Origin of the sequence: Rhodoferax sp. (assembly GCF_018063565.1) — a bacterium.
In the GTDB taxonomy this organism is placed as follows: Bacteria; Pseudomonadota; Gammaproteobacteria; order Burkholderiales; family Burkholderiaceae_C; genus Rhodoferax.
Genome location: NZ_JAGPBB010000050.1, coordinates 1 through 13,534, shown reverse-complemented (window position 1 = coordinate 13,534; position 13,534 = coordinate 1). Strand labels below are relative to the sequence as shown.

10 protein-coding genes are annotated in these 13,534 nt (G+C 59.1%); 2 read left to right on the top strand and 8 right to left on the bottom strand.

All coding sequences use genetic code 11. From position 1 onward, the window contains the following. Window positions 1–73: 73 nt before the first annotated feature. Window positions 74–517, top strand: coding sequence for a universal stress protein (locus KBF66_RS12335; RefSeq protein ID WP_296656937.1), 444 nt, complete (start codon window positions 74–76; stop codon window positions 515–517). 57 nt (window positions 518–574) lie between these two features. Here KBF66_RS12335 and KBF66_RS12330 read toward each other — a convergent pair whose 3' ends face one another. The 6 genes from KBF66_RS12330 to lgt form a co-directional block, all read right to left on the bottom strand. Next, window positions 575–1,615 (bottom strand): HD domain-containing phosphohydrolase, encoded by a 1,041-nt coding sequence (locus KBF66_RS12330; protein WP_296656935.1) that lies wholly within the window; start codon window positions 1,613–1,615, stop codon window positions 575–577. A gap of 85 nt (window positions 1,616–1,700) precedes the next feature. Further along, window positions 1,701–5,249, bottom strand: coding sequence for a response regulator (locus tag KBF66_RS12325; protein ID WP_296656932.1), 3,549 nt, complete (start codon window positions 5,247–5,249; stop codon window positions 1,701–1,703). Between the two features lie 11 nt (window positions 5,250–5,260). Continuing rightward, entirely contained in the window at window positions 5,261–6,406 is a 1,146-nt protein-coding gene (locus KBF66_RS12320; protein ID WP_296656928.1) for an FIST N-terminal domain-containing protein, read from the bottom strand. 33 nt (window positions 6,407–6,439) lie between these two features. Continuing rightward, a complete protein-coding gene (locus KBF66_RS12315; protein ID WP_296656925.1) occupies window positions 6,440–7,978 on the bottom strand; it encodes a malonyl-CoA synthase in 1,539 nt (512 codons plus the stop codon). Between the two features lie 41 nt (window positions 7,979–8,019). Then, on the bottom strand, window positions 8,020–8,829 hold the full coding sequence (locus KBF66_RS12310) for an enoyl-CoA hydratase/isomerase family protein (protein ID WP_296656922.1): 810 nt from the start codon (window positions 8,827–8,829) through the stop codon (window positions 8,020–8,022). A gap of 49 nt (window positions 8,830–8,878) precedes the next feature. Then, window positions 8,879–9,712, bottom strand: a complete 834-nt coding sequence (gene lgt, locus KBF66_RS12305; RefSeq protein WP_296656919.1) for a prolipoprotein diacylglyceryl transferase — start codon at window positions 9,710–9,712, stop codon at window positions 8,879–8,881. Between the two features lie 130 nt (window positions 9,713–9,842). Between lgt and KBF66_RS12300 the strand changes: the two genes are divergently transcribed. Next, window positions 9,843–12,617, top strand: a complete 2,775-nt coding sequence (locus tag KBF66_RS12300; RefSeq protein ID WP_296656915.1) for a pitrilysin family protein — start codon at window positions 9,843–9,845, stop codon at window positions 12,615–12,617. 28 nt (window positions 12,618–12,645) lie between these two features. Here KBF66_RS12300 and KBF66_RS12295 read toward each other — a convergent pair whose 3' ends face one another. Both KBF66_RS12295 and KBF66_RS12290 read right to left on the bottom strand, forming a co-directional pair. Further along, window positions 12,646–13,248, bottom strand: coding sequence for a GNAT family N-acetyltransferase (locus tag KBF66_RS12295; protein WP_296656912.1), 603 nt, complete (start codon window positions 13,246–13,248; stop codon window positions 12,646–12,648). Between the two features lie 97 nt (window positions 13,249–13,345). After that, window positions 13,346–13,534, bottom strand: a 189-nt coding sequence (locus KBF66_RS12290) for an efflux RND transporter permease subunit (RefSeq protein ID WP_296656908.1), incomplete at its 5' end; no start/stop codon positions are given.

The following is a 13,534-nucleotide window of genomic DNA, read 5'->3' as shown; positions in this document are numbered from 1 at the left end:
TACCTGACGTAAATCAAGACCGACAGCAAGTGTAGGGGTATGCTGGAGCTTCAAATACCGAGGAGATCATGCCATGTATGAAAAAATTCTGGTCGCAACCGATGGTTCCAGCTTGTCCAAAAAGGCGGTCAGCAGTGCCATCGCGCTGGCGGCGCTGACGGGCGCCGGCCTGATCGCCCTGAAAGTGGTTCCTCGCTATCCTCAGAGCTACTTTGAAGGCGGCCTGGCTTTGCAGGCCACCGAGGTGGGGCGAATTGAGCAGCAATGGGCTGACGAAGGACAGGCGGTGGTCGACGAGGTGAAAAAATTGGCCGATGCCCAAGGCGTGAAGACCCGTGCGCTCACGATCAAGTCTGACGTGGTGTCGGATGCGATCATCTCTGCTGCCAAGAAACACAAGTGCGACCTGATCGTCATGGCCTCCCACGGCCGCAAGGGCGTCAAGCGCCTGCTGCTCGGCAGCGAGACACATCAAGTGCTGACGCACTCACACATTCCCGTGCTCGTTTTAAGGTAATTCAGGCTCTAGCCCAATGCCTTAAATAATTCATTGCTACGAAAATTAAATCTTGCCTCATTCGTCCTGGTAGCGGTGGCGAATCTCCAGCACCGCCTCCCAATTGCCAAAGAACGCATCGACACATTGCGGATCAAAATGGGTTCCGGAACTGGCTTTGATGTGCTCACTGGCCCGCTCAAGTGACCACGCCTTTTTATAGGGACGCTCAGACGTCAGTGCATCGAACACATCCGCAACAGCAACAATTCGACTGAATATGGGAATCGCGTCGCCCGCCAAACCGTGCGGATAACCCGTCCCGTCATACTTTTCATGGTGATCACGGGCAATTTCCGCCCCGGCTTGCAGTACCCGCGACTCACTTCCCTTGAGGATTTCGTAACCAAACGCGGCATGTTGCTTCATGACCTCAAACTCCTCGGGGGTCAAGCGCCCAGGTTTAAGAAGAATGTGGTCGGCAATGCCCACTTTGCCGATGTCATGCATCGGTGCTGCCTCCAGTAGCAACTCCTGCTCTGCCTTGGGTAGTTGCAGCGCGCGGGCGATCAATTCGGAGTAATGAGCCATGCGCAAAATGTGTGCGCCAGTCTCAGGGTCCCGGTACTCGGCCGCTTTGGACAGGCGAATCACCGTCTCACGCTCACGCCGCACAATCTCCGCCGTGGCTTTCTTTACCTCTTCGGCAAGCCACGCGGCTCGATCTGCCAGCGCTTTGCGGTTGGCCCCCAATTGCAGCATGTTGTTGGCACGCGCCATGAACTCCACTTTGTCAACCGGTTTGGTCAAAAAATCGGTGGCCCCCGCATCCAGCGCCCGGTAGCGGATTTGTTTCTGGTCATTGGCAGTGATCATCAGAATGGGCAGGTTCTGCTTGTCAGGCATCGCGCGCAACTTGGCGATGAACTCAATACCGTCCAGCCCCGGCATCATGTAGTCACAAATCAACAGATCAAAATCGTGCTGCTTGGCCCACTCCAAGCCCTGCAAGGCGTCCGAAAAGGTAATGGATTCACAGTCACCCATGCGCTTGATCAAAGCCTGAAACAAGACCAGATTGATCTCAGCGTCATCAACAATTGCTACTTGGTACGTCATGGCCTGCACAATCTCCTGAACCCAAGGTCTGCCCTGTCACAACAATGGGCCCAACACGCCGGGTAATTGACTGTACCACTGCCGGTCATGCTTGCAATGCCCGCAACAAAGCTGCAACCTGCACGCTCAGTTGCAACAGCAAAGCGGCGGCAGTCTTTTGTAACTCGCTGGAATGCAAAAACTGCGAATCAGACGCCAAATGCTCCAATTGCGCGGCCAGCGCCACCGCTGGTTCTGCGCCAAACATGCCGAGCGTACCCTTCAAGGCATGGGCCGTGTGGTGCAGCGGCGTCGGGTCCACTGAGGCAATCGCACGGGTCATCGTCTCGTGGTCGAGTGGCCACTGCGTCACAAAGATGTCTGCAATGATCTCCACGACCTCCTGATCGGCATGGCGCAAGGCGTCGGCAAAATCAAAAGGCAGCGCCGATGCGGGCGGATCCGCAACATCCGCAACGTGCTCAGCGGTGTCTGGCACAGTACCGCTGGCGTACTTGGTCATCAGACGCAGCAACTCCGACACTTCAAATGGCTTAGAGATGTAGTCGTTCATGCCCGCCTCCAGGCAACGCTCCCGATCGCCAAGCATCGCATTGGCCGTCATGGCAATGATCGGTGTGCTTTTACCCTGTTCGCTCGCTCTGATGCGTCGGGTTGCCTCCAGACCGTCCATCACCGGCATCATCATATCCATCAGCACCAGATCGAATGAGGCCCTGGCCAGCATGTTCAGGGCCAGTTGCCCGTCTGCCGCGATGGTGACGTTGTGGCCCCATTTGCCCAGCAAGGCAGTTGCAAGCTTCTGGTTGATCAGGTTGTCTTCTACCAGCAGAATATCCATGCGGCGCGTTGTGCCAGCATCAATGACCGGGAACAAGGGTTGCTCCTGCTGCGAGGTCTCACCGCGCAACAGGCGGCCCAGTGCCGACAACAACTCATCGCGTGTGAACGGTCTGGTCAAAACTGCCACCGGCTCCGGCACCCTCGTCTCGGTGGCTTGCGCCTTTTGCAGCGCTGAAGTCATCAGCAGCAGCGGGAGGTCGGCGACCTGAGGCTGCGCCCGAATTTGTCGCACCAAGTCAGTGGCTTCCACACTCGCAATCTGCCAGCCCAACATCACCAGATCAAAATTCAAGGCATGGGCGGCGGTCGAAGTCAGGGCTGCCATCGCCTCAGGGGTGGATCCCACCTCGGTCACCACGGCGCCAATGTCTCGCAACAGGCGTACAACACTGGCACGCGTTGCGGCGTGCTCCTCTGCCAGAAGGACACGCATTCCGGTGCAGCCCAAACTTTGCAGATTCACTCGATCGGCGACGGGGCCAATGGCCATTTGCAGGACAAACTCGAACTTGCTGCCCTGCCCCAATGCACTCTTGACCGATATCTCCCCGCCCAACGCCCCCACCAGACGCGACGAAATCGACAGACCCAGACCAGTACCGCCAAAGCGGCGTGTGGTGCTGCTATCTTCCTGTGAAAACGCCTCAAAAATGCTTTGCATCTTTTCGGGCGCAATACCGACCCCGGTGTCTGCGACGGTAAAACGCAAACGACAGGTGCTGCCATCCTGATGCTCCACATCAACGCGCAGGACCACGTCACCTTGATGGGTGAATTTGATGGCGTTACCCACCAGATTCATCAACACCTGCCGGATACGCACCGGGTCACCGAGCACCGTGTCCGGGATGGTGGGGTCGAGATCACAAACCAGTTCAAGTCCCTTGGCGTGTGCACTGGTCGCCAGCGACTTCAGCAAATCACCGGCCTCACGACACAAATGGAAGGGAATTGTCTCAATCAGCAGTTTTCCCGCTTCTATCTTGGAAAAATCAAGAATGTCATTGATGACGCGCAGCAGCGAGTCCGAGGACGATCTGACGATTTCCAGATAACCACGCTGCTCATCCGTCAGGTTGGTGTCCAGCGCCAATTCGGTCATGCCGATCACCCCGTTCATGGGCGTGCGTATCTCGTGGCTCATATTGGCGAGAAAATCAGATTTGGCCTGGTTGGCGACTTCAGCGGCTTCCTTGGCGCGGTGCAGCTCTTCTGAAGCCAACTTGGCCTCCGAGATGTTCGCAAGATACCCATTCCACAAAATACCGCCGTCCTCGGCGCGCTTGGGCATCGATTCACCGTGCACCCAAATCGTCTCACCGGTGTGTTTGTGCAACATGCGAAATTCCAGCGAAATACGTTCACTGTGGCGTGCCGATGCAATGAACGCCTGGGCAAACCGGTCCTGATCCTCCTCGAAGACCTGGTTGAAGAACGTCGCCGGATCCGCCATCACGTCGTCCGGCTTCAGGCCACAAATTGGCTCGGACACGGAACTGCAAAACGGGAAATTCTGATGACCATCGGGCCACAGCCGATACTGAAACACCACCACCGGAATGCTTTCGGTTACCTCACGCAAGCGGTCACCCGCCTCTTTCAGTTGCGTCACATCCTGCCAGATGCCGGTATACACGGTGGATCCGTCGGCGGCCGGTTTGGGTTCGGGGTTAATTTCAGAGCGAATCCAGCGCAACCGTCCATCGGCCATGCGGATCCTGTAATCGCTATGCCAGGCTTCCTGTTTGGCTCCCGCCTCGAGCACCGCATCAAACGAGCGTGCCCGGTCATCATCAACAATCTGTGCAAAGGCAATGCTGCCGTCGGCCAGCAGTTCGGCGGCGTCCAGACCACGAATCTCGCTGAGCCGCTCGCTGACAAAGGTATAACGAACCCGACCGTGCCCCACTTCACACTGAAACACCACACCGGGTACGGCATTGGTGATACGGCGCACCCGGCTTTCGGCCTCGGCGATGGTGGCCTGCATCTGCTTGCGCGCCGTGATGTCGGTACGAATGGCGATAAATTGCTCGGGCGCGCCACGATCATCCAGTAGCGGAACAATGGTCGCCTGTACCCAATAAAGCCGGCCATCGCTGGCCCGGTTGCAAATCTCGCCATGCCACACCTGGCCTGCCAGAATGGTCTGCCACAGCGCGCTGAAATATGCCCTGGGCTGCACGCCTGAGTTGACCAAGCGGTGTGTCTGACCGATCAGATCGGAGCGGGTGTAACCGCTGATCTCACAAAACTTGTCGTTGGCATAGGTGATGACCCCCGCCAGATCGGTGATGCTGACAATGGCGTGTTGATCCAGCGCAAATTTTTGTTTTGCCAGGTCAGAAAGTGCCGCCTGCAAATCGCGCTGGCTGACCTCGCGCTGGTTGACCAGCTCCGACATCAACTGCGACATCGACTCCAGGCTGTCGTCCTGCGGCGTGGCCAGATCAACATCCACATACTGCATCAAACTGCTGGCCGTTTCGCGCAGTGAATCGATGGCGCGGGTGCGGCTGTCCAGCTCGTGGCGCAAGCGGTCGTTGGTGTGTGACAGTTCCACCGAGCTGAGCTGCAGGCTGCGTGTCTTGAGCTCCAGATCGCGGTCACTTTGGGTGTAAGCCTCTTCCACCCGCACCAAAAAACTTTGCAGCCCCCCTAGCAACCGCCCCGCCGCCTCGGACACACCCTCGCGGTCTGCCAACGTGGTCAGTTCCGCCAGCACAGCTGGCAGTTGGTCTTCCTCCACACCAAGGACGCGGCGAACCTGACGCAACAGCAGTTTGTGCATCGCCCGATCCATCAACTCGGGTTTGCTTCAGCCAGGGTGGTGATGGTCATGGTCTGGTTATGCAGCTGACATGACAACTCGTTCGACAGAGGACTGATTTCGCCGTAGGAATAAAACCCGGCCAAAACTGCGCCCTGGCTGAGTACCTCAGCCACGGCTTCAACCTCTTCTTCCACCCGTCCACCCATCACCAATTTGCGCCCGACACAGCTCACCAGCAGGGCCAGACTCTGATCCGACGCAGGGGTTACCAGGCAGGCTGACTCGGCCGCCGTTTGTGCACCCTGGATCAGTGCTTGTGTGCTGGCATGCATCAACCGCAAATAGCCGTTGTTCACAATATCACCGGCCAGCGTCAAACTGCCCGCGACCTCATCGATCGCCAGAATAGTACGCAACAAACCCATGTCCTGATACTGGTCGCCCAACATGGCAAACGGAAACAACAAGCCCGAGGCCGGCAGTCCGCGGGCGTGGTCGCCCAAATATCGTTTGTACACGTCAAGCGCCGGTTCACCGTCGAGTTCATACAGAACGTTGTCGATACAACGCGTCACCTTGCGTGCCGGACCAAACGGCTCCCAACCGCCGAACGAGCCGTGCGACACCTGCAAACGGCTGCCGTACAAACCCACACAGGTCACCTGATCACTGAACACACCGTCGTTGGTCAGCACAAAGGTCTCTTTGAATGCCGCATCATCACCTGCCAGGCCACCGGTGACCAGCACCTGATCACCCAGCACCGCCCGAATACCGGCAATCATCTGGCTGCCATTGATGTTGACACCCTGTCCCAACACCAGCACCGAGCGCAAATCCGCCGTGGGCAGTTGTGCCGCCAGCGCTTTGCCCGCCGCGAACGAGGCCTGCATACTCGCCAGCGGCGTGCTGGCACCATGCAACCAGACCTGGTCAAAATGCACTGCGGTCAGCACGCAACACCCATCAGATACACCCTGACCCGAGATCTCACCCGCTGTGGTACAACCCAAGCGAAGCGTTGGTGCAAACTGCGCCTGCAATACCGGTGCCAGCAACCGCAGCCAGGTCGCAGAACCAAACACCAGAATCAGCTGGGGCGAACACTGCGCCAGCTCGGCCAGCATCGGCGCGATGTCGGTCGGGTCTTGCATGAGCTTTTGAACGACTTTCATACGGTCTCCATGTTTATATTTGATGGCGAAACTCTACTTGGTTTCCATTCCGCCAAACTGGCGTCTCAATAAATTCTTTTGCACTTTCCCCATGCTATTGCGCGGCAACTCGGTCACGATGTGGCACTGCTTGGGCACCTTGAAATTGGCCAGAGTACGTTTGAGTTGCGACAAAATATGCGCAGCATCGAGTTTGGCGCCGGCACGCGCCACCACCACAGCCACACCCACTTCACCAAAGTCGGGGTCGGCAATGCCTACCACAGCGCTCTCGGCCACACCCGGCATGGCATTGATACAGGCCTCAAGCTCCGCCGGATACACGTTGTAGCCGCCGCTGATGATCAGGTCTTTGCTGCGACCGACGATGGTCACATAGCCGTCTGCAGCTTGCCAGCCCACATCGCCGGTCCTGAAAAAGCCATCCGCCGTGAACTCCTCGGCCGTCTTGTCGGGCATACGCCAATAGCCGACAAACACGTTCGGACCTTTGACTTCAATGCCACCGATCTGGCCGACCGGCAGAATATGCCCGCTCTCGTCGGTCACCCGCAGTTGCACCCCGGGCAGCGGCGGCCCCACGGTGCCACCGCGACGTTCACCCATGTCAGGATTGGAGGTCAGCATCACCGTCTCACTCATGCCATAGCGCTCAAGAATGGTGTGGCCAGTGCGCTGCTGCCAGGTTGCAAAGGTGTCCATCAGCAGCGGCGCCGAACCCGAAATGAACAATCGCATGGCACTGACTACTCCGGCATTCAGACGCGGATCCGCCAGCAAGCGCACGTACAGCGTGGGCACGCCCATGAACAGCGTGGCCTGCGGCAGCTTGTCAATGACAAACTTTGGCTCAAAGCGGGCACACCAGAACATCTTGCTGCCGTTGAGCAAGGCACCATGAATGGCCACAAACAGCCCATGCACATGAAATATGGGCAAGGCATGAATCAGCACATCACCACCCTGCGCGGCGCTACGCCAGCCCCAATAGTCTTTGAGCACCCGAGCATTGCTGAGCATATTGCCGTGCGTCAGCATCGCCCCCTTGGATCGCCCGGTGGTGCCACTGGTGTAGATGATGACCGCCACCTGATCGGCATCGCTCGGCTGCGGCTGGTGCTGGTCACTGAGATGCACAGCACGCTGCAGCAAGGTGCCGGAGCGGTCGTCATTCAGCGTGAACACCCACGGCGTACCTGCCTGAAACGCCAATTTGCTGACCCAGCCAAAGTTCTGCCCGCTGCACACCACCACCGAGGGCTCGGCATTGCTAATGAAGTACGCCATCTCGGCACTTTGATACGCGGTATTGAGCGGCACATAGATCAATCCCGCACGCAGCACCGCCAGGTAAAGCATGAGCGCCTCAACCGACTTTTCCACCTGCACCACAATGCGCGCGTCCGCGGGCAAATCCAGCGACAGCAAAAAGTTGGCCAACATGGCGCTTCCACGCTCCAGGTCTCGCCAGGTGTAAAAAAGCGGGTGTTCCGTTTCGACGGCCGTACTGTCCAGATCGGACGGGAAGGCTGCCCGCAGCGCTGAATACAGATTAGAGCTTGGGGTCGGCATCTCTGACGTCTCCAGGGTGAAGCAGCATTTTGACACCTGATTCAAAACGCCGCTGGGCGTTTTTCAAGGAAGGCAGCAACACCTTCACGGTGCTCGGGATGTGGGGCGTAAGCGTAAGGGTCAGCCATACCCAAGCCAGTTCCAGCTTCTATATCGATAGCGCTGCCCTGCACTTGAGATTGCGCTAGCGGCTGGTTGAGCGCACGAAAAGTCTGCTTGTTCAGGCGTGCGGCCATGGGCGACAGAGCCGCCATGCGCAACAGCGTAGCCTGCGTGTGGTCGGCCAGCGCCTCATCGGCCACCACCCGGGTCAAGAAACCGCGTGCCAGCATCTCGTGGGCGTCCAGTACCGCCGCCTCCAGCAGTATTTGCCTTGCCACCGTAGTGCCGACTTCACGCAGCAAAAGAGCAGCTTCGCGTGGTGCCATCGGGAAACCCAAACGCGCAATCGGAGCGCCAAATCGTGCTGACTGCGCGGCCAGACGAATGTCGCAGCAGCTGGCAATCTCCAACCCGGCACCCATGCAGTTGCCACGGATCTTGGCCAGCACGGGCAAGTCGCAGTCCAGCATGGCTTGCAGTGCACCCCAAACGTCCTGCTCGTGAAACACCCGCAGACTGGCGGGATCAAAGCGAAACTCCGGGTACTCTGAAATGTCGCCACCCGCACAAAAATGCGACCCGGCACCCGTCACCACCACACAGCGCAGGCTGGCGTCCTGGGCAATCCGCTCAAAAACCGTTTTGAGCTCACGCCACATGGCACGGGACATGGCATTGAAGCGCTGTGGGTAGCGCAGCGTGACCCGCGCCACAGCGTGATGGCATTCCAGTTCAACCCGCGCCGGCATACTTACACCCTCTCAGAAAACTACTTTTTGTAGCAATAAACATAGACTGTTATTTCGCTACAACCCTATTTCGTCTGATTTTTTCATGCTGACCGGCCCACAACCAAAGACCGGCACCACCCACCATCATTGGAAGACACAGCCATTGCCCCATACTCATCCCCAGGCTCAGCAGGCCCAGGTGTGCGTCGGGCTCGCGGAAAAACTCCGCCGTGAAACGAAACAAGCCGTAGCCCAACAAGAAGGCAGCTGCCACCTGACCCGGAGCACGTGGCTTGCGGGCATACCACCACAGCAGCACAAACAACAGCATCCCTTCGAGCAGAAACTGATACACCTGCGACGGGTGCCGGGGTAAATCACCGGCACCACGAAACACCATGCCCCAGGGCAAATCGGCGTCAGCAACCCGACCCCACAGTTCGCCATTGATAAAGTTACCTACCCGTCCCATGGCCAGACCGGTCGGCACACAGGGCGCCACAAAATCAGCCACCTGCAACAGTGGGCGCTTGCGCGACCAGGCGAACCAAATCTCGGCCACGATCACACCCAACATCCCACCGTGAAAACTCATGCCGCCCTGCCACACGGCCAACACTTCCAGTGGATGCGCCAGGTAATAACCGGGTTTGTAAAACAGACAGTAGCCTATTCGCCCGCCCAGCACCACACCCATCACCCCGAGAAACAGGATGTCTTCCACGTCACGCCGACTCCAGGCCTGCGCCCCTTGAAGCGAGGCAAACGGTTCATGGCGCAAACGCCGATGGCCCAGCAACATGAACAGGCCAAACGCGGCCAGATAGGTCAGGCCATACCAGTGAACGGCCACTGGCCCGAGTTGCAGGGCCACAGGGTCGATATGAGGATGAATCAACATGGGGTGCGATTGTGCAACACGCCTTGCGCAACGCATTGGCTGCGGCAATGTCCCCGCCCGTGACAAGCTCAAGCCCGCCTGTGCTACCTTCTGCAGCCTTTGTCAAGCCGTTTCAATGGAGTGTGGTTGCGTGAAGAAACTGATTTTGTTCTGGAGTTTTTTGATGATGCTGGTCAATCTGCAAGCAGCACCGGTGGCTGTTGACGGCTACAGGCACGTGAAAACCGTGGGTGCGATCGATGAATACACCCTGCAGTCGAATGGCTTGCAGGTCTTGCTGTTGCCTGATCACACCAGCCCGACACTGACCTTCATGGTCACCTACCGTGTCGGTTCACGCAATGAGGTGACCGGCACCACCGGTGCCACCCACATCCTGGAACACCTGATGTTCAAGGGCACGCGGCAGCGCCCCAACAGTTCACCGGACAATGTCAAGCAGTTGCTCGAACGCACCGGCGCACGCTACAACGCCACCACCTGGCTGGACCGTACCAACTACTACGAGAACGTGGGCAGCGAGCATCTGGCCACCATCGTCGCGCTGGAGGCCGACCGCATGCGCAATCTGTCCCTTGACGACGCTGACCGGCAGTCCGAAATGACGGTGGTGCGCAATGAGTACGAACGTGGCGAGAACTCGCCGTTCCAGGCCCTTTACAAGGAAATTTTCCACACCGCCTTTGTGGCGCACCCCTACCATCACAGCACCATTGGCCACCGCAGTGACATTGAGAAGGTCAGCATTGACAAGCTGCGCGAGTTTTACGACACCTTCTACTGGCCCAACAACGCCACGGTAAGCCTGGTCGGAGACTTTCAGCCACCCCAGGCGCTGGCTTTGATCCAGCGAGCCTTTGGTGTCTACCCGAAGTCCCCCCGACCGATCCCGGCGATTTACACCGAAGAGCCCCCGCAGGACGGCCCGCGCCGGGTGACCGTCAAGCGACCGGGCCAGCTCGGCTTGCTGGCCATTGCCCACAAGATGCCGCAAGCCACCCATGCCGACTTTGCGCCCGTCAGCTTGCTCAGCGCCATCCTGAGCGACGGAAAAAACAGCCGACTCTACAAGGCGCTGACCGACAAGAGCCTGACAACCAGCGTCAGCGGCAACCCCGGGTTCAATGCCGACCCCAGTCTGCATTTGCTGTTTTTGTCACTGGCCCCCGGTGCCAGCCATGAGCAGGTCGAAAAAATTGCACTGCAAGAAATTGAGCGCATCAAGAAGGACGGCGTTTCCGAGGCCGAGTTGCAGGCGGCCATCGCCAAATCCCTGGCCAGTACCGCCTTTGACCGCGACGGCTCCTTTGCCGTCGCCGGCAATCTCAACGAGGCCATCGCCGCTGGCGACTGGACGCTGTACTACCGCGTCGATGAGTCGGTGCGCACCACCACGGCGGCCGACATCCAGCGGGTAGCACGCCTGTATTTCAATGAAGATCAAAGCACCACCGGCTGGTTTGTACCGACAACGGCCGGCGCAACTGCAGGCGCCGCACCGACTGACGCTACTGCACTGTCCCTGAGCCCCCCGGGCGGCATCGGTCCCAACTATTACCGCACGCCCGGTCTGGACGGCATGGGTGCCAACGCAGCGCAGGCGGGAGACGCCAGCGGTGGCCCGACCGCAGTACCCGTGCGCATTGCCGCCGGAACCCAACGCAGCAGGGTGGCGGGCATCGATCTGGTGCGCTATGCCACTGGCGTGAAAGACGTGGTGACGCTGCACGCCTCGTTGCCCGCCGGGCGGGCGCAAGTGATCGGCAACCCGGCCGTCGCAGCCCTGACCTCGATGCTGCTGGACAAGGGTACGCTGCAACAGGACAAGTTTGCCATCACCCAGCGCCTGGAGGCGGTTGGCGCCAGCCTGCACTTTTCGGCCGGTGTGGACACCCTGAGCATCAACGCCAAATGCCTGAAAAAAGACCTGCCTCTGGTGCTTGGCCTGATGGCTGAGCAACTGCGAACACCTGCGCTGAGTGCCGATGAGTTTGCCAAAGTGAAACAGCAGTTGGCAGGTGGCATCAAACGCAGTCTGGAAAACACCGACTTTCGCGCCGCTGACAGCTTCAGCCGGATCATCTACCCCTTGGGTCACCCCAATCGGTCAACCGAACCCAACCAACTGCTCGCGGCCATTGAGACTGCTCAACTTGACGAGGTTAAAGCTTTTCACCGGGCACATTACGGCCCCGCGCACATGACCCTGGTCGTCGTGGGTGACCTGGCGGACACCAACGTGCCAGCTGAAGTGGAAAAAGTATTCACCGGCTGGCAGGGCGGCAGTGCCCCGGTGCGCCACGCGAAAGCCCCATCACTGGGCGCCGCAAAGGTTGAGACCGTTCCGGTGAACGGAAAAACCAGTGTTTCGGTGCTGCTCGGCCAGGCCACCGGCCTGGGTCACCAGCACCCCGATGCCCTGGCGCTGCGCGTGGCCACCGCCATTTTGGGCAGCGGTTTCACCGGTCGGCTGATGGCCACCGTGCGCGACCAGGAAGGACTGACCTACGGCGTGAGCGCCAGCATGGGCAGTGACAGCTACAACCAGGGTGACTGGCGCATCGGTGCCACTTTTTCGCCCGCCCTGCTGGAGAAAGGTCTGGCCTCAACGCGCCGCCAACTCGACTTGTGGTTCTTGGAGGGCGTGACGGCAGCTGAGGTCGACGCACGCAAGACCAATCTGATCGGCTCCTTCCAGGTGGCGCTGTCCACCACTGATGGACTGGCCACGACGTTGCTAACGGCGATCGAGCGGGGTTATCCGCTGTCATGGATTGACGACTACCCGGCGCAGATCCGCGCACTGACCCCGGCGCAGGTGAATACCGCCATCAAGACCTACCTGCAGCCGCAGCACATGATTTTGGTGAAAGCGGGCAGTCTGCCAGCCGCCGAGAAGCAATGACGGCGGGGGCCTTGGGGCAAAGCGCCGGTCAGTTGGCCACAAGAACGTATTCGCGGTCGTCCATGGGTATGCCACGGATGATGTCGTTGCCCACCAGCACCTGAATGAAACCATAGCCCGCCTTTTGCAGAACCCGCTCGGAGGCGGCGTTGCCTGCGGTCACCGTGGCCACCAGGCGATGCACTCCCTGGCCGATCAAGTGCTGGGTAGCCGCCTGCACCGCCTCGGTGGCGTAGCCTTGACCCCAGTGCGGGGGGAAAAGGAAGTAGCCTACATTGCTTGCTTCGAAAGCCAGGGTGATTTCGGCGTCGACACGGCCAATGTACACACCATCCGATTTGCGGCGCAATGCCCAAGTCGGCCAGGCGGTTTGGCCATCGGGCGCTACGCGGGCCTCGCTGCGCCCCAGTTGCCCACGCAGCTTTTCCAGGCTGATGGGCTTGTCCATGGAAATCCATTGGTAAATCGCGTCGTCATGCAAGGGCTCAAAGAAGGCCTCGGCATGGCGCTCGCCCATGGGCTCCAGCACCAACCGATCCGTGTCGAGCGGTGGGCACAGTCGCAACGCCACGTCTGCCTGCATGCGGGGTGCAGAGGCCGATGAGACCGCAGGTTCAGCTTTTTCTGGCATCAGGCAGCAGGCTTGGAACATATCAGGCTCTAGCCCTTGTAATGACTAAATTAATAGCTATCAAATACAAATCAAATTCCGGATCGTCGCCCAAACATCAGGCTTGGCTCGGCAGGGGTTCTGCCACTGGTTCTGCCGTTCCAAACTTGCGCTTCCACCAGCGCGGCAAATTGTCCAGATAGGTGTAGAGCACGGGCACCACCACCAAGGTCAGCAAGGTAGAGGTGATCAGCCCGCCAATCACTGCCCGACCCATCGGAGCCTGTGACTCGCCCCCTTCGCCCGC